Source organism: Campylobacter hyointestinalis subsp. hyointestinalis, from assembly GCF_013372145.1.
Lineage (GTDB): Bacteria > Campylobacterota > Campylobacteria > Campylobacterales > Campylobacteraceae > Campylobacter > Campylobacter hyointestinalis.
The window spans coordinates 1575102-1591862 of record NZ_CP053827.1; the positions used below are offsets into that span (position 1 = coordinate 1575102).

A 16761-nucleotide genomic window follows, 5' to 3' on the forward strand; every position below is an offset into this window, starting at 1 on the left:
TATTTTTCATAAATTTAAATATTTTTGATACACTTTAGGTAAAAAATAAAAAGAAGAGTCAATGCAAATACAAAGCTCAGAGATAGCAAATTTGCCGAGTCGTTTTGGCAAATTTAAAATAAAATCATACAAAGAAAACTCGTGCAAAGAACATCTTGTCGTGTTTTCCCCAAATTTAGACGTAAGCAAACCAGTAAATGTGAGAATTCACTCGGAGTGCTTAACAGGAGACGCGATCGGTAGCCTAAAATGCGATTGCCGCGATCAGCTAGAAGCTAGCCTAAAATACATAAACGAAAATAGCGGAATGGTCATTTACTTGCGCCAGGAAGGGCGAAACATCGGACTACTTAATAAAGTAAATGCTTACGCCTTGCAAGACATCGGGCTTGATACCATAGAAGCAAATCACCAGCTAGGTTTTAAAGCCGATGAGAGAACTTATGAGATAGTCGATTTTATACTAAAAGATTTTGGTATAAAAAGTATAAATTTACTAACAAACAATCCGTTAAAACTAGCCGGTCTTACTTGCGTCAAAATAGAAAAAAGAATTCCTATCGAGATAAAACCAAATGAGTTCAACGAAAGTTATTTAAGAGTCAAAAAAGAGCAGATGGGGCATATGCTAGATGTTGTTACCAAATGATTTTTGGGACAAAGTAGATGAATTCGAGCTTGTCTTAAAACAGTTTAATAAAATCCATAGTTTGACGAATTATAACGACATAAAACCGGTCGTAGAAGATAGTATAAAGCCGCTTGAGTTTTTAGATATTAGCCCTAAAACAGTGTGCGACGTAGGAAGTGGAGCTGGTTTTCCAGCTCTATTTTTAAGTCTCATTTTAAAAACAAGCGAATTTCATCTTTATGAACCGATCGCTAAAAAATCAAGCTTTTTAGCCTACGTAAAAACGAAGCTTGGTTTAAAAAACATAACAGTTCATCCAAAAAAACTTGAGGATAGTACTAAATTTATAGCTGATCTCATCACTTCAAGGGCGCTTATGAAAACTCAGTTTTTACTCAAAATTTGTAATGGATTTTATGATGAAAATACAAAGTTTTTACTATATAAATGAAGTCTAGCAAAAGATGAGATCAATGACTTAGAGTGCCAAAAAGATATCATCAAAAACAAAGCTCATAGAAACTATATATTTTTAAAAGGGATAAAATGTTAGGAAAAATCATAATCTTCGGAGTTATAATTGCGATCATTTACTTTTTTATACTGCCTAAATTTAGAAAAAAAACACCTAAAAACAGCATAGAAAATTTCGTAGAATGCGATGAATGCAAGACGTTTGTAAGTATGAAAGATACTATTTTAAAAGACGGCAAATACGTTTGCAAGGAGTGTTTAAAATGATAGTTTTTGGAAGTGAGTTTGTGCCGTATTCAAAGATCGTTTTAGAAGATTTTAGCCTTTTAAATTTAAAAAAACAAGCCGAGTTTCTAAGAGTAAATTCAAAAAAACAAGCTATTTTTGCAAATGCAAACTCAGTTAAATTTATAGTCTGTGATAATCTTAGCTTCGCTAGAGTTCTTCAAAGCATAGCAAATGACTATCTATTTGATTCTAAAATAGCTCTTCTTGTAAATGACGATATAGAGCTAGAAGCGGCGTGCGATGCAAGAATAGACGCCGTGATATATAAAAATATATTAGGATAATATATGGAAGTTTTTAAAACGACTGCGTTTATGGTTATTTTGATGCTTTTATTTGTTAGCGTAGGCTTTTATATCGGCGGGACTAATGGTATGATTATGGCATTTTTGATAGCTTCAGCGATGAATTTCTTTAGCTATTTTTATAGCGATAAGCTTATACTAAAACACTTTAATGCCATGCCAGTTAGTCAAAATAGCCAAATTTATCTGCTTGTAAAAGAGCTAACAAGCAGAGCAAACCTACCTATGCCAAAAGTCTATATCATAGATGATAATGCCCCAAACGCCTTTGCAACCGGTAGAAATCACGAAAATGCAGCAGTAGCACTCACTAGCGGACTTATAAATTTAATGAATGAAAATGAGATAAAAGCCGTTGTAGCCCACGAACTTGGGCATATCAAGCACTATGATATTTTAACAGGAAGCATAGCGGCAGTTTTTGCAGGCGCTCTGTCTTTGATATCAAATTTCGCTCAGCTTGGAACCATTAAAAATGAAAATCGTCCAAATATGATAACAACTATCGCTTTAGCAGTGATTACGCCATTAGTAGCTAGTATAATTCAGATGAGTATATCAAGAAGTAGAGAGTATGAAGCAGATCGTTTTTCAGCTATCACGACTCAAAACCCGCAGTGGCTCATAGATGCTTTATCGAAGCTAGAAAACTACTCGCAAAATCACGCTGTGCTAAAAAATGCAGATCCGCAGACCGCTCATATGTTTATCATAAATCCATTTGGCAATGTAAAATCAAATTTAAGCAATCTTTTTAGAACTCATCCAACCACGTCAGATAGGATACAAAAACTAAAACAGATGACAAATCAAAGCCCAGCAGCAAGGTATTTTAACTCATTATAAGCAAATTTATATAATTTTTCTTGGTATATCCTTGCTTAATTTTACTAAGATATCATAGCTTATAGTTCTAAAAAACTCAGCCCAGACATTTGCATCATCAAAAACGCAAACTTTAGACCCTGCATCTATAGTACTAAAGCTATCCATAGACATTTTACCTAGAATTTTTTGTCCGTTTGCCAAATGCAAATCCCCTACCCCGCAGTATCTAAGAAGCCCATCTCCATAGCCTAAGTCATAAGTAGCGATATCTAAATCAAGACTAGCCACAAATACTCCGCCGTATCCGACGCATTCTCCTTTTGCTAGTACTCGTTTGCTAACTCTATGAGCCCACAGGCTAAGAACTTTTTTTAAATTTAAACTATCATTAAACTGCGCATAACCAAACTGAGCGATCCCAACTCTTACAAGCTCATCACCAAAGCCAGTCGCTCTTTCAAGCGCAGCTGAATTATGCGAGTGAAAAACTCCTTTTGGTAAATTAAACTTATCAAAAAGCTCTATTAATCTCGCCTTTGCTATTTCAAAATTTTCTTTTTGCACGAAATATTCACCGCTAAGCTCATCACTACTTCTAAAATGAGTATAAGCACCGCATATCTTAAGATCCATTTTTTTAGCTATTTCAAATGCACTTTGTAAATCGCATAGTTTAAGACCGTTTCTATGCATCATAGTATCGATAGCTAAATGAACTTTTAGTCCTTTTTTTAAATTTAAAAGATTGCTTATATCATTTATGGCATATATAAATTTAGGATTTTCATCTCCAGTGGGGATATGTGATAGCACGATTATATTTTCGAAAAAGGAGCTGATCTCTTCAGCCTCTCTAGTGCTTTTTACACACGCCCATTTTATACCAAATTCACTTGCGAGCTTAGCCATCAAACTAGCACCGTGCCCATAAGCATTGTCTTTTAAAACGGCGATCACTTTTTCTTTGTCGCCTACTTTATTTGAAATTTGAGTTAGATTATGCAAATAAGCATTTTTATCTATGATGATCTCAGACATTAAAACTTACACCAAATCTCTTATATACGTAAGGTAAGATTTTTCTTATAGAGTAGTCATAAGCGTAGAACTCTTTATAAAGATCTTTTAGACTCTTATCTTTACAAGACTCGAAGTCAAAGACGTTTGAATTGCCTTGTTTTGGTACATTTTTATCCAAAACTTCAAAAAAAGCATCTCTTGCTTTTAGCATTGATTCTATCTGATTTTTTATAAATTCTCTCTCTTGTTCTGATACTTCTTCCATTATTTCTCCTTATGCTATTGCTCGACTAGTATCTTCATCTTATCGCCGACTAGTTTTACGTAAAGGGTTTTGATACCGTCAAATTTATACGTAGCAGTTCTGTATTTTTCTTTGAAACTTACTCTAAAAAACGAGCCTTCTGATGTAGATGGATATGGGCTAATGCTAAATTTAGTAAATTGTATAAATTTGTCCTCTTTCTTTGAAAAAATACTCTTTTTCATATTAGCAAAATCACTGAATTTCATACCGTCAAATCTCAAAAACTCTTTATCATAAAAGTCCAAATACGCTTTTACATCGCTATCTACCCATGCTTTTTTCCATTTAAAAAGCTCGGCAAAGATAGTCGCGATCTGCGCACTTGAAGCCTCTGTTACGTTATTTTCATTTATAAGAACCATTCCACCGTTATCTTTTAAAATTTCATCAAACTGAATGATTTTATCATTTTCAAATGCCACGCAACCTTTAGTTTTATACGTATCTATCCTCATATTTCCATTCATAGGAAAGCCGTGTATCCAGATACCACCGCCTGTTCTTCCTTTTACTTTATCATAGATATTTGGGTATGAAAGGCTAAAAGCAACTGGTCCGTAGTAGTTATCACTAGGTATAAAACGTCTTGTTATCTCATAAACACCAACAGGGGTTTTTAGATCTCCCTCGACTAATTTATCACCCATTAAACCAGTTAGTACTTCATTGTTAAATTTATTAGTCAGTTTTCCGTCTTTATAATCATATAGGCTTAGATTTTTAGCTTTTTTATCCACCACGACTAAAAAAATATCGTCTTCGTAATATCCGTATTTTGTATCCATATTTCCGATACGTTTTTCCCAATAATTTTTGCTTTGAAGATTTGATTCGATAGCATTTTGAACTGCGAGTATTCCTTCATCTAAATATATCTGCTCAAGATCTTTTCCAAACAAGCCGCTAAGACAAGCCAAAACCAATAACCCAAACTTCCTCACTATTTGCCCCTTAAATTTTAAATATAAAAGGCATTATTATAACTTAAGATTTTTAAATTTTCAGTTAGTTTTTACTAAAGTTCATATATTATTTCATAATATTTCAATACAAAGGATATAATATGACTAAATTCATGTTGTCTGCTGCATTAGCGGCTGTATTTGCTTTTGGCGCAGATATCGACGTAAATGGCGCTTTTGCAAAAGCTACTCCGCCAAATGCGCAAAATAGTGCGGCTTTTATGACTATTACAAACAACACAGATCAAAACATATCTCTTGTTTCTGCTAGCAATAGCGTTAGTAAATTCACAGAGCTTCACACTCACGTAAGCGAAAACGGAATGAAAAAAATGATTCAAATTCCGCAAATCGACATTCCAGCTAAAAGTAGCGTTGAGCTAAAACCAGGCGGTCTTCACATAATGATGATAGGTCTTAGCAAAGCTGTAAATCCTGGAGATAAAGTAGATCTTACTCTAAACTTTAGCAATGGTAAATCTATCGATCTAAAAGGCGTAGAAGCTAAAAAACTACAACCTATGAAAAAATAGGTAATTTTGGGCGAGTTTCGCCCAAATTCTTACTTCACTCTTATAAAATTCTCTTTTTTTACCACCTTTTAGATTTAACAATAAAATCATCAAATAGCTTTCTTAAGATTTTAATTTAACTTCAAATTTGGTATAATCAAATAAAGGAGCAGATATGTTCAATAATAAAAATATTCTAATAACTGGTGGAACCGGAAGTTTTGGAAAAAAATATACAAAGATTTTGCTTCAAAACTATAAACCAAATAAAATAATCATCTACTCACGAGACGAACTAAAACAGTATGAAATGGCAAGTGAATTCGGCGAAAAATGTATGCGCTACTTCATAGGCGACGTACGCGACGAAAAACGTCTTAAAACTGCGATGAACGGCGTGGATTACGTCATTCACGCTGCTGCTATGAAGCATGTCCCTATAGCCGAATATAACCCAATGGAGTGCATCAAAACAAATATAAACGGCGCACAAAATGTTATAAACGCTAGCCTTGAATGCGGCGTGCAAAAAGTCATCGCTCTTAGCACCGATAAAGCCTGCAACCCAGTAAATTTATACGGTGCTACAAAACTTGCAAGCGATAAGCTTTTTATAGCTGCAAATAACATAGCAGGAAATAAACCTACTCGGTTTAGCGTTGTACGTTATGGCAATGTAGTAGGAAGTCGTGGTTCAGTAGTACCACTATTTAAAAAGCTCATCGCAAACGGTGCACGTGATCTTCCTATAACAGATACAAGGATGACTAGATTTTGGATCACGTTGGAACAAGGCGTAAATTTCGTGCTTAAAAACTTTGCTCGTATGCAAGGCGGAGAGCTATTTATCCCTAAAATTCCGTCTATGAAAATGACTGATTTAGCTAAAGCTTTAGCTCCGAATTTGGGTATTAAAATTATCGGCATAAGACCCGGTGAAAAACTTCATGAAACTATGATCAGCAAAGACGATGCTCACTTGACTTATGAGTTTAATGATCACTATGTTATAGCTCCATCTATACATTTTTTAACCGAACCAAATTTTAGTCTAAATTTACTCGGAGAAAAAGGCTTAAAAATAAATGGCGAATTTGAGTATAGCTCAAATACAAATAAAGAGTGGCTTGATAGTGTTGGATTAAACAAAATGCTTGAAAATGCATAATGAATATTTTGTTTGCAAATGACGGCTTAAAAAATTTAAAAAAAGTTGATTGCTATGGTTTGGACTAAAAGTTTTATCAAGCTTAGCAATGATGAGCTTTTAAAGAAAATAAAAAAGCTTTATATCTATATCATAAATTTGGATTTATAACTATGATAGAAGATGACAAGATGGCTCAAATTAAATTTAAAATAAACCCCCTTTAAAGAGGGTTTACGGACTAAAAATACGTGGTCTTACGTCTGAAACCGCCACAAATATTACAAATGCTCTAAACTACTTCGTTTGTAGTTTAAGAACGCTTTTAAAGAAATACTTGAAATTATTGCAGTAATTTCAAGACATTTTCACAGAAACAACCTTAGATTACTGAAGTAATTTAAGAACGTTTTGTTGCACGGCATTAGCTTGACTCATCGCATAACTTCCTGATTGCGCTAATATGTTGTATTTAGAGAAGTTTGCGCTCTCTTCAGCGAAGTCAACATCACGGATTTGGCTTTCTGCTGATTTAACATTTACTTGAGTTACGCTGATATTATTTATCGTACTTACTAGTTGGTTTTGTACTGAACCTAGATCGGCACGGATGCTATCAAGTGTTTTTTGAGCAGATTCAGCGATATCTATCATAGCTTGAGCACCAGCAAAGGTATTTACACCGCCTGATTGAGCTGTAGCAGTTTCGCCGCCTTTAAAAAATCCCATAGCTTTAGCAATACCGCTTGAGATAGTGCCTGAGTTCATGTATTTTAAATTTACTGAGGCTTGATTGAAACCTTTAGTAATGGCTGTAGAAGAAAAAAATCCCGCAGACATACCGCCTATAGCAGAAAAAGCTTTCGAAAAACCATTTATACCTACTTTTATATCCCTAGCATCTTGTCTTGTGAAAGTAAGCTGACCTAGATATGCTATACCAGATTGTTTGCTTCCGGTATTACCACCACCTGCTAAACTAAATCCACCTGCGGATGTAGTATCCACATTTATAGCTCTACCGTCTTTAGTTGCTAGGGTTAGTTTACCGTTTTCTATACTAGCTTCTACGCCTGTTTCATCTTTTCTAGCGTTTATAGCTGCAGTTAAGATATTGCCATCATCTCCAGCTTTTACTGTTATATCGCCTATCAAAACACCGTTTATTTTAAGCCCCTTTATATCTCCACCTCGGACTGCTACTGACATAACCTGAACATTTTTTGCACTAGCTTTTACACCTGTTTGATCAGCCAATGCATTTACTTGTTCGGCAACAGCTTTAAAACCGTCTACTCTTAAAACTCCTTTACTTATTGATTTAAAAGTATATCCAGCAGGAAAACCATCTATACCGCTTAATTTCACAGTTATATCACCACCGCTTGCACTTAGTTTCCATACTGTATTCATAGTAGTTTCAAATCTAGTATGACCTATAGAGTTTGAGTCAGTAGCGCCTATGCTTACTTTAGCTGTTTCGTTTGAGTAAGCGCCTATTTGGAACTCTTTGTTGCTAAAGCTTCCGTTTAGAAGTTGTTGTCCGTTGAAACTTGTAGTTTTAGCTATGTTATCAAGCTCTTCAAGAAGTCTTGAGATGTCGTTTTGAAGTGCACGACGTGAATCGCTATTTTGACCATCTTGGGCTGCTTGTATAGCTTTAGTTTTGATAGTATCAAGAATTTTGATTTGCTCATCCATAGCTTTATCAGCTGTTTGAACTATGCCTATAGCGTCATTTGCATTTTTTACTGCTTGACCAAGCCCACTAGCTTGAGCTCTTAGACTATCAGCGATGCTCATACCTGAAGCATCATCAGCCGCTGTTTGGATACGAAGACCTGAGCTAAGCTTACCTAAAGATCCGTCTAAACTACGATTATTTACAACCGCGTTTGTATGTGCGTTCATCGCAGCAATATTTGTATTTATTCTAAAACCCATTTTTAGTCCTTTTAAATAGTTTGGACTAATAAAGCAAAATGTGTTCCAAAATTAAAGAATTGAAATTTAAAACTTATATATTTCTTTTCTGTAGCCTATTTTTAAAATCAAAATTGTAATCTTTTCATCTTTTAATTCAAATAACGCTCTTCTGATATTTTATATCTATAAATTTGAGAAGTTGACCAATGAAGTTATTCTTATTAACTCCTTTGATTTTTATCATTGTATCTAAAAAAATAAAATAGTCTAAATGGCAGAAGTTAGAATTTAAAAAGCTGGAGAAAACTCCAGCTTTGAAGTGATACATAAGATTGTATTATTGAAGCAGTCTTAATACATTTTCACAGAAACAACCTTAGATTACTGAAGTAATCTAAGAACGTTTTGTTGCACTGTGTTAGCTTGACTCATCGCGTAGCTACCACTTTGAGCAAGGATGTTAAATTTAGAGAAGTTCGCACTCTCTTCAGCGAAGTCAACATCACGGATTTGGCTTTCTGCTGATTTAACATTTACTTGAGTTACGCTGATATTATTTATCGTACTTACTAGTTGGTTTTGTACTGAACCTAGATCGGCACGAATTCTATCTAGTGTTTTTTGAGCAGACTCTGCTATATCTATCATAGCTTGAGCACCAGCAAAGGTATTTACACCGCCTGATTGAGCTGTAGCTTTTTCACCGCCGTTAAAAAATCCCATAGCTTGAGCTATTGTACTTATGATATTTCCTGAATTCATATATTTTAAATTTACAGAGGCTTGGTTGAAGGCTTTAGTAATGGTTGCAGAAGATAAAAATCCCATAGACATACCTGAGCTTGACATTTTCGAAATGCCATTTATACCTACTTTTATATCCCTAGCATCTTGTCTTGTGAAAGTAAGCTGACCTAGATATAATGTACCACTTTTAGACAATACTTTTGCACCGCCTGCAAGACTAAAATTTCCAGCTGTAGTATGTACAGCTACATTTATAGCTCTACCGTCTTTAGTTGCTAGGGTTAGTTTACCGTTTTCTATACTAGCTTCTACGCCTGTTTCATCTTTTTTAGCATTTATAGCTGCAGTTAAGATTTTGCCATCATCTCCAGCTTTAATTGTTATATCGCCTATCAAAACATCGTTTATTTTAAGACCGTGTATAGTTCCAGCAGTTACGGCTGTAGACATAACTTGAACATTTTTTACACTAGCTTTTACTCCAGTTTGAGTAGTCATAGCATTTATCTGCTCAGCTATAGCTTTATAGCCATCTTGTTTCAAAGTAGCCTTATCTACAGTTTTAAATGTATATCCAGCAGGGAATCCGTCTATACCGCTTAATTTTACAGTTAAATCTCCAGCAAGACTTGCTTTCATGACAGTATTATTCGTAGTTTCAAATCTAGTATGACCTATAGAGTTTGAGTCAGTAGCACCTATGCTTACTTTAGCTGTTTCGTTTGAGTAAGCGCCTATTTGGAACTCTTTGTTGCTAAAGCTTCCGTTTAGAAGTTGTTGTCCGTTGAAACTTGTAGTTTTAGCTATGTTATCAAGCTCTTCAAGAAGTCTTGAGATGTCGTTTTGAAGTGCGCGACGTGAATCGCTACTTTGACCATCTTGTGCTGCTTGGATGGCTTTAGTTTTGATAGTATCAAGAATTTTTATCTGCTCATCCATAGCTTTATCAGCTGTTTGAACGATACCGATAGCATCATTACCGTTTTTGATAGCTTGACCTAAACCATTTGCTTGAGCTCTTAGAGAGTCGGCGATGCTCATACCTGAAGCATCATCAGCCGCTGTTTGGATACGAAGACCTGAGCTAAGCTTACCTAGTGAGCTATCAAGGTTGCGGTTGTTCATAACCGAGTTTGTGTGTGCGCTCATCGCAGCAATATTTGTATTTATTCTAAATCCCATTTTAAATCCTTTTATTGATTTGTATTTTGCTTTAGCGTCCTTGCTAAAACCTTATTTGATATATCGGAGAGATTTTAAAAATATTTAGCAAATTTAGAAATTTTGCTCTAAATTTAGAGCAAAAAATATCAAAGCCAGTCTTTAGAAGCTTCTTTTAACTTTTCAAGCGCAGCATTTGTGCTACCTGCTAAGCTAAAAAACCAGTAGCTTTGACAAGAAACCCACTCAAAAAGCTTATCGTTTTTTTCTTCTTCACTATCACTTCTTCTAGCAGATATAACAGTAAGTTCTAGCTCTTGATGCATTAGCATAGAGCTACAAACAGCGTAATACACAGACTGAAACATAGCTTCTTTATATGTTTTTTCTTTAAACGCATCTATCTCAAAAGATATGTTTTGTAACTTCATATAGTCGATTTTATCTTTTTTATCTTTAGCTATAAGCTTTTTATCTTTTTCTATCTCTTTTGCTATCTTTAAAAATATCTTTTCACATTGCTTTTGTAAATTTTCGCCATATTTTATAACACTTTTTAGATATCTTTTAGCTTTTCTTATGTGTAATTCTTGCTGTTTTGGTGAGAGTTTTGGTACTGCTACAAATCTCTTTTTTATACCTGCTTTGATGATCTCATCTGCTTTTTGCTTAAATGGAACTTCTATGGTACCTTCTATCCTAGCACCGCCCTCAGTACAGTTATAAATAGGGTATTCGCCCTTAGTTCTTTTTAAATTAGCTATAGAATGCTCAAAATACGTTCTAAATAAATTCCATGTAGAAGTAGTAGCTATCTCTCCAACCCCACCGTATTTTGTAGTCATAATCTTTTCACGTTTAGTAGGATCTATCTCGGTAGATTTAAATATATGACCCTCTGAATGACTTTTACCGTCTTCACTAAAAGCTAGATCTTGCCCTATAAGTATGATATCCTCACACTCTAAAACTTGAGCTACGTTAAATGCCATATGGGCTGCGCTTTGCCCACCGCCTATATAACCAAATTTAAAATCCTTAAATCCCATTTCATAAGACAAAGGTCTAAATGCGTAGCAAACTTCTCTACCTTTTAAATTTGCCACGGTATCATCATGAGTAAGAGAAGCAACTATAAAAATAATACCTTTATCAAATTCGCTTACTGGATCGCCAAAAAATTTTGAAGTCGCGGGAACTCTCTCGATAGAAGTAACATAATCAGGCTTTATGCCATGCTTTTTAAGTACAGGATAGCTAGCATCTACTGCGATGATAGTAGTATATGGAGCTAGTTTTTTTAGCATAGGAAGCTGCTTGGCTAGAGATGGTCCAGTGGATACTATGACTGCTGAACTACACTTTTTTTTACGTTTATCAATAATATTTTTCAAAGGTACGCCCGAGAATACTGCAGGTAAATGTTTTGTAGTATGCTCCATACCTATAAGATTGTCTTGGGAGTCGTTTCCTTGTTCTTTTATAGCTTGAGATATGGCTCTTGACATCTCTTGATTTATATTAATAACGCTATCTTTGTATTTTTCTCCAGCGTAATAATCATTCATAATATGTAGATTATATAACCTTAGACTATTAAACACTTCTGGAATTCTACATATGATATATAACTCTATAAATTTAACCTTATCCGCATGTAAAACTATAAGCCTATCTTTAAAGATCTCCTCAGAAAAATCTATCAAACTAAGCGCAGCATATAAGATCTCAATTTCTGGCTCAAACACTATTATCTTAGCGTGAGATGGATTAGACAGTAGGGATTTTAAAAAAATTCCATTTCCGATACCGTATAAAAATACTGCCTTATGACGGCTATACTCTTTTTCAAATTCGATTAGCTTTTTTTCTACATCTTTAGCCGGGCTTTCGTACAAATACTCTTTAGTTTCTAAATTTACTATATTTATATCTAGTGGATCTTTGCCCATATACACGCCAAATTTGGTATTTTCTTTTAACTCAAAAAGTTCTGTGGCCAGATCAATGCCATATGGCATAATGGCAGCTATATTTCTATCTAAAGTGGTTATCTCTTTTTTTGTAGTTATCTGGTCGGCTAATTTATTGTTTAATTCCTGAAATTTCTTCTCATCAGGAGTTAGTTCTCTCTTGTTATTTTCAGCGCTCATATTTTTCCTTAATTTTATGATGAAACATAACTTATAAATCGGTTGATATTATTTTATATTTACAATTTCAAATCCATACTCTAAACCGCTACTTCCAAGCATAGCGATAGTTCCTTGCATACTTTTATCTAAATTAAATTTAGTTTTTATCTCTTTTTGTTTTGTTGTCAAGACTACTTCTGAGCCATCACGAAGTTTTGAAGCCATAGCAAAATAAGTCCCACCTCTAAACTCATCTGATTTAGAGTGAGTAAATACTACTGCACCATCAAAACTATCAAGCTCGTCAAGCTCATAAAGCTTACCGCTAAGCGTGATCTTTTCACCATTTAAGTTTAGCAGACCAAAACCAAATTTGGTGCTTAGCAAATTTAACATCTCTTTAGTTTGGCTAGGATTTTTCGCAAATATCTCATCACTTACGATACAAAACTTAGTATCTTTGATAAACTCGCAGATATCAGGAAGCTCTTCTTCACCTATGTTGCTCTCTCCGCTTAAGTATCCAACATCAAGCTCATCAAAAAACTCATCATTAAGTAAATTTTGGCATATCAGGGCTAGAGCATAGCTTACGCTTCCTATCTCGCACTTGATAAACTCTGCATTTAAAAGTGTATCTTTTAAAGGACTGATGACTAAGATATCGTCATCTTTGAATTTGTCTGATAAATTTGGGGATTGAATTGAAAGCATACTTGCTAAGCTTAAGATTTTCATACTCTTACCTTGAATTAAATTTAAATGTAACTAAGAAAATTATAACTGAATTTTGTTTATGTAATGCTTTTTTAGTATTGTAAATTGAGCTTTATAGTTTTAAAGCCTTTAGTAGATAGATAAAAGATTTTTATAAAATTTAAAAGCGAATTTAAACAAGATATAAATCTGCTTAAATTCGCAAACTCTTATAACGCTGAAATTAGAGCATTATAGGAGCAAAAACAAAGCCAAGAGCCACTGAAAGAGCTATAGCTAAAACTCCAGGAATTAAGAAAGCGTGGTTAAATACGTATTTTCCTATTCTTGTTGTACCTGTATCGTCCATTTGAACAGCACCAAGCAATGTTGGATAAGTAGGAAGGACAAATAGAGCTGAAACTGCCGCAAATGAAGCTACAACTATATAAATTTGACCACTATTTTCAGGAGTGATTCCTAAAGCTAAGATAACTGCAGGGATGATAGCTTTTGCTGTTGCTGCTTGAGAATAAAGAAGCATTGAAGCAAAAAATAGCGCTACAGATAGTAAAAACGGATATTTGCCAACTAGATCAGAAGCAAAACCTTTGATCTCATTGATATGTCCACTAACAAAAGTATCGCCGAGCCATGCCACACCAAGTACGCACACGCAAGCTACCATACCTGATTTAAATACACTTGATTGAACCAAAGTATCTGTTCTGACTTTACAAACTATAACGATAAGTGTAGCTATAGTAAGCATAAAGCTGATGATAGCGTGATCTCTACCAAGGATAACAGGATCGATCAAACCTACATTTTTTGATATAGCAGTCGCATAGAAAACTACTGCCAAAACGCCTATCAAAAATATAGCAACTGAAGTTTTTGCAGATTTTGAAACTTCTTTATATTGCGCACCTTTTATCTCTTTTACTAGACCATCTTTTACTCTTTGTTGATAAACAGGATCTTTGTCAAGGTCAAGATTACAAAATGTACTAACGATAAACGAAGTAATCATACAACCGATAAATGTTGTAGGGATACAAATAGCTAAAAGCATAGGATATGAGCAGCCAAGCGGTTCAAGAACGCCACTCATAAATACGACCGCAGCTGAAACCGGGCTTGCTGTGATAGCGATTTGGCTTGCAACGACTGCTATGCTAAGCGGTGCTGAAGGTTTTATATTTTGACCTTTTGCAACCTCAACGATAACTGGTATCATAGAAAATGCAGTGTGACCAGTACCAGCAAAGATAGTTAAGAAATAAGTAACTGTAGGCGCAAGATAGTTGATATATTTTGGATTTTTACGCAAAATTTTCTCAGCTATTTGAACCAAATAATCAAGTCCGCCAGCCATTTGCATCGCTGTGATAGCTGCGATAACTGACATAATGATAAGGATAACGTCCCAAGGAATATTTCCTGGTTTCATACCCAAAACAAGAGCCAAAACAACAACGCCAAGTCCACCGGCGTAACCTATACCCATTCCGCCGAGTTTAACACCTAAGAATATCGCTCCAAACAAAACGATAACTTGTAAAATCAGCATAATATCCATGAAATCTCCTTATTTTTTAAAGCAGCTTTTGAGCACTACTTTTATTAATTCAAACAATATCTATTTATTACTTCAAATTTCTGCTAGCTTTTTATCTATGAGATAAAAAGCTTTTTGTGCAGAATTTTGTATCAATATCCTAAATTTTCGCCGAAAACTCATTCGAGTTTTGCGTTAAATTTGTTTGCTACTCCAAATTTTCGCCGAAAACTCATTCGAGTTTTGCGTTAAATTTGTTTGCTACTCCAAATTTTCGCCGAAAACTCATTCGAGTTTTCTTTTGCGAAAATTTTATTTTTTAAATTTGCTTTTATCTTCATTTGTCATATGAGGATTTAGCATATTTTCTGGACGTAAAATATCATTTATTTGATCTTGAGTTAAAAGTCCTCTTTCAAGTGCGATAGTTGCTACGCTTTTTCCTGTTGTTAAAGCTTCTTTTGCTATGCTAGCACTGTTTTCATAACCGATATATGGATTAAATGCTGTAACGATACCGATTGAGTTATAAACGAAATCAGAACAAACTTTCTCATTTGCAGTGATGCCATCAATACATTTTGTAGCTAAAGTACGGCAAGCTTTTTTAAGCATTGCGATAGAGTTAAACAAGCTATAAGCGATAACTGGTTCAAATACGTTTAGTTGAAGTTGTCCGCCTTCACTAGCTAAAGTTACAGTTACGTCATTACCGATAACTGCAAAACAAACTTGATTTACTACTTCAGGGATAACAGGATTTACTTTACCTGGCATAATGCTTGAGCCTGGTTGCATTTTTGGTAAGTTTATCTCATTTAGTCCGCATCTTGGACCACTACTTAGAAGTCTTAAGTCGTTACAAATTTTACTTAGTTTTGTACTAACTCTTTTTAAAACACCTGAAATTTGAACATAAGCGCCTGTGTCTTGAGTAGCTTCTATAAGGTTACCAGCAGTGATAAATGGACGTTTTGTTACTTCTTGAAGTTTTGTCTCAACTACTTTTGGATAGTCTGGGTGAGAGTTGATACCTGTACCGATAGCTGTTCCACCTAGGTTTATCTCGCGTACTAGGTTTCTAGCTTCTCTTACGCGGTCGATGTCTTCGCCAAGCATAACTGAAAAAGTTTTAAACTCTTGACCCAAAGTCATAGGAACTGCGTCTTGAAGTTGGGTTCTACCCATTTTTAAAACGTCTTTAAACTCTTCTGCTTTTTTATCAAAGCTATCTTTTAAGATATGCATAGCTTCAGTTAGCTCACAAAGTCTTTCATAAATAGCAACTCTTAAAGCTGTAGGATAAGCGTCATTTGTACTTTGACTTAGATTTACGTGATCGTTTGGATGGCAGTATTGATACTCGCCTTTTTTGTGTCCCATAATCTCAAGCGCGATGTTTGCTATAACTTCGTTTGCATTCATATTTGTACTTGTTCCTGCGCCGCCTTGTATCATATCTACAACGAATTGATCGTTATATTTACCGCTCATTATTTGATCGCAAGCTTCACAAATAGCATTTTTGATCTTCGCATCAAGCAAGCCAAGATCGAAATTTGCAAGTGCTGCTGCTTTTTTAACTTGAGCAAGCGCTACTATAAAATTTGGAAAATTGCAAATACGTTCGTGAGTAATGTTGAAATTCTCAACTGCTCTAAATGTTTGAACTCCATAGTAAACATTATCGGCAATTTCTAATTCACCGATAAAATCGTGTTCTTTTCTAGTATTCATAAAGTCTCCTTAACTATTAAAATGAATAAATTCAATTAAAATTGTAGCTATGAACTATTAAATCCAACTTAAAAAAATATTTTGCTTTATCTAATTAAGCATTTAAGAGCTTCCACATAGACCTAAATTTATATTTTTAAATTAAAATATGTGTAAAATCGTAGCACAAATATGGCTATATGGTGACTATCTAAGTAATTCTTAAATAATCTAGCAATAAAACTTTACTATGCATAATAATTTTGGCTTATTTGACCTATTATGGTTATGTATTAAAATACCAGAATTTAAGGATTTTATCAGAAAAACAAATTTAAAATAATC

16 protein-coding genes are annotated in these 16761 nt (G+C 34.5%); 7 read left to right on the plus strand and 9 right to left on the minus strand.

Annotation, left to right across the window (positions count from 1 at the left end; translation table 11 throughout):
- Positions 1–61 precede the first annotated feature (61 nt).
- The 5 genes from ribA to htpX all read left to right on the plus strand — a co-directional run bounded on the left by ribA (position 62) and on the right by htpX (position 2544).
- Positions 62–649 (plus strand): GTP cyclohydrolase II, encoded by a 588-nt coding sequence (gene ribA / locus CHHT_RS08095; RefSeq protein ID WP_034961856.1) that lies wholly within the window; start codon positions 62–64, stop codon positions 647–649.
- Positions 633–1082: a 16S rRNA (guanine(527)-N(7))-methyltransferase RsmG gene (gene rsmG, locus CHHT_RS08100; protein WP_305954509.1), complete on the plus strand. Its 450-nt coding sequence runs from the start codon at positions 633–635 to the stop codon at positions 1080–1082. The genes ribA and rsmG overlap by 17 nt, the downstream gene beginning before the upstream one ends.
- A gap of 95 nt (positions 1083–1177) precedes the next feature.
- A complete protein-coding gene (locus CHHT_RS08105; protein ID WP_034961854.1) occupies positions 1178–1372 on the plus strand; it encodes a PP0621 family protein in 195 nt (64 codons plus the stop codon).
- Positions 1369–1677 carry a hypothetical protein gene (locus CHHT_RS08110; protein WP_034961851.1) on the plus strand — a complete coding sequence of 103 codons (309 nt, stop codon included), beginning with the start codon at positions 1369–1371 and terminating at the stop codon, positions 1675–1677. Before CHHT_RS08105 ends, CHHT_RS08110 begins: the two co-directional genes overlap by 4 nt.
- Positions 1678–1680: 3 nt before the next feature.
- On the plus strand, positions 1681–2544 hold the full coding sequence (gene htpX / locus CHHT_RS08115) for a zinc metalloprotease HtpX (protein WP_034961849.1): 864 nt from the start codon (positions 1681–1683) through the stop codon (positions 2542–2544).
- Between the two features lie 6 nt (positions 2545–2550).
- Here the strand turns inward: htpX and CHHT_RS08120 are convergent, their stop codons facing one another.
- The 3 genes from CHHT_RS08120 to pgp2 are packed head-to-tail and all read right to left on the minus strand — an operon-like array spanning position 2551 to position 4794.
- Entirely contained in the window at positions 2551–3564 is a 1014-nt protein-coding gene (locus CHHT_RS08120) for an alanine racemase (RefSeq protein ID WP_034961846.1), read from the minus strand.
- The gene (gene cmeU / locus CHHT_RS08125) at positions 3557–3811 is read right to left on the minus strand and encodes a CmeU family protein (RefSeq protein ID WP_034961843.1); all 255 of its coding nucleotides are present in this window, start codon (positions 3809–3811) and stop codon (positions 3557–3559) included. The genes CHHT_RS08120 and cmeU overlap by 8 nt, the downstream gene beginning before the upstream one ends.
- Before the next feature lie 14 nt (positions 3812–3825).
- Positions 3826–4794 (minus strand): cell shape-determining L,D-carboxypeptidase Pgp2, encoded by a 969-nt coding sequence (gene pgp2 / locus CHHT_RS08130; RefSeq protein WP_051663715.1) that lies wholly within the window; start codon positions 4792–4794, stop codon positions 3826–3828.
- A gap of 122 nt (positions 4795–4916) precedes the next feature.
- Here pgp2 and CHHT_RS08135 point away from each other — a divergent pair, with 122 nt between their 5' ends.
- The gene (locus tag CHHT_RS08135) at positions 4917–5348 is read left to right on the plus strand and encodes a copper chaperone PCu(A)C (RefSeq protein WP_034961839.1); all 432 of its coding nucleotides are present in this window, start codon (positions 4917–4919) and stop codon (positions 5346–5348) included.
- A 154-nt stretch (positions 5349–5502) separates the two neighbouring features.
- Positions 5503–6495 (plus strand): UDP-N-acetylglucosamine 4,6-dehydratase (inverting), encoded by a 993-nt coding sequence (pseB, locus tag CHHT_RS08140; protein ID WP_034961838.1) that lies wholly within the window; start codon positions 5503–5505, stop codon positions 6493–6495.
- Between the two features lie 366 nt (positions 6496–6861).
- Here the strand turns inward: pseB and CHHT_RS08145 are convergent, their stop codons facing one another.
- The 6 genes from CHHT_RS08145 to aspA all read right to left on the minus strand — a co-directional run bounded on the left by CHHT_RS08145 (position 6862) and on the right by aspA (position 16437).
- The gene (locus CHHT_RS08145; protein ID WP_034961836.1) at positions 6862–8418 is read right to left on the minus strand and encodes a flagellin B; all 1557 of its coding nucleotides are present in this window, start codon (positions 8416–8418) and stop codon (positions 6862–6864) included.
- Between the two features lie 363 nt (positions 8419–8781).
- Positions 8782–10329 carry a flagellin B gene (locus CHHT_RS08150; RefSeq protein ID WP_034961834.1) on the minus strand — a complete coding sequence of 516 codons (1548 nt, stop codon included), beginning with the start codon at positions 10327–10329 and terminating at the stop codon, positions 8782–8784.
- Positions 10330–10457: 128 nt separating this feature from the next.
- On the minus strand, positions 10458–12461 hold the full coding sequence (locus tag CHHT_RS08155) for a motility associated factor glycosyltransferase family protein (RefSeq protein ID WP_074898782.1): 2004 nt from the start codon (positions 12459–12461) through the stop codon (positions 10458–10460).
- A gap of 48 nt (positions 12462–12509) precedes the next feature.
- Positions 12510–13181, minus strand: a complete 672-nt coding sequence (locus CHHT_RS08160) for a hypothetical protein (protein ID WP_034961832.1) — start codon at positions 13179–13181, stop codon at positions 12510–12512.
- Between the two features lie 202 nt (positions 13182–13383).
- Positions 13384–14721: an anaerobic C4-dicarboxylate transporter gene (locus tag CHHT_RS08165; protein ID WP_034961830.1), complete on the minus strand. Its 1338-nt coding sequence runs from the start codon at positions 14719–14721 to the stop codon at positions 13384–13386.
- A 291-nt stretch (positions 14722–15012) separates the two neighbouring features.
- Positions 15013–16437 (minus strand): aspartate ammonia-lyase, encoded by a 1425-nt coding sequence (gene aspA, locus CHHT_RS08170; RefSeq protein ID WP_034961829.1) that lies wholly within the window; start codon positions 16435–16437, stop codon positions 15013–15015.
- Positions 16438–16761 lie beyond the last annotated feature (324 nt).

Excerpts from the sequence above, each read along its gene's own strand:
- CHHT_RS08150 (WP_034961834.1), bottom strand. The coding sequence starts at position 10,329 with ATGGGATTTAGAATAAATACAAATATTGCTGCGATGAGCGCACACACA.
- CHHT_RS08110 (WP_034961851.1), top strand. The coding sequence starts at position 1,369 with ATGATAGTTTTTGGAAGTGAGTTTGTGCCGTATTCAAAGATCGTTTTA.
- CHHT_RS08155 (WP_074898782.1), bottom strand. The coding sequence starts at position 12,461 with ATGAGCGCTGAAAATAACAAGAGAGAACTAACTCCTGATGAGAAGAAA.
- pseB (WP_034961838.1), top strand. The coding sequence starts at position 5,503 with ATGTTCAATAATAAAAATATTCTAATAACTGGTGGAACCGGAAGTTTT.
- CHHT_RS08165 (WP_034961830.1), bottom strand. The coding sequence starts at position 14,721 with ATGGATATTATGCTGATTTTACAAGTTATCGTTTTGTTTGGAGCGATA.
- cmeU (WP_034961843.1), bottom strand. The coding sequence starts at position 3,811 with ATGGAAGAAGTATCAGAACAAGAGAGAGAATTTATAAAAAATCAGATA.
- aspA (WP_034961829.1), bottom strand. The coding sequence starts at position 16,437 with ATGAATACTAGAAAAGAACACGATTTTATCGGTGAATTAGAAATTGCC.
- CHHT_RS08160 (WP_034961832.1), bottom strand. The coding sequence starts at position 13,181 with ATGAAAATCTTAAGCTTAGCAAGTATGCTTTCAATTCAATCCCCAAAT.
- CHHT_RS08120 (WP_034961846.1), bottom strand. The coding sequence starts at position 3,564 with ATGTCTGAGATCATCATAGATAAAAATGCTTATTTGCATAATCTAACT.
- CHHT_RS08145 (WP_034961836.1), bottom strand. The coding sequence starts at position 8,418 with ATGGGTTTTAGAATAAATACAAATATTGCTGCGATGAACGCACATACA.
- CHHT_RS08135 (WP_034961839.1), top strand. The coding sequence starts at position 4,917 with ATGACTAAATTCATGTTGTCTGCTGCATTAGCGGCTGTATTTGCTTTT.
- ribA (WP_034961856.1), top strand. The coding sequence starts at position 62 with ATGCAAATACAAAGCTCAGAGATAGCAAATTTGCCGAGTCGTTTTGGC.
- CHHT_RS08105 (WP_034961854.1), top strand. The coding sequence starts at position 1,178 with ATGTTAGGAAAAATCATAATCTTCGGAGTTATAATTGCGATCATTTAC.
- rsmG (WP_305954509.1), top strand. The coding sequence starts at position 633 with ATGTTGTTACCAAATGATTTTTGGGACAAAGTAGATGAATTCGAGCTT.
- htpX (WP_034961849.1), top strand. The coding sequence starts at position 1,681 with ATGGAAGTTTTTAAAACGACTGCGTTTATGGTTATTTTGATGCTTTTA.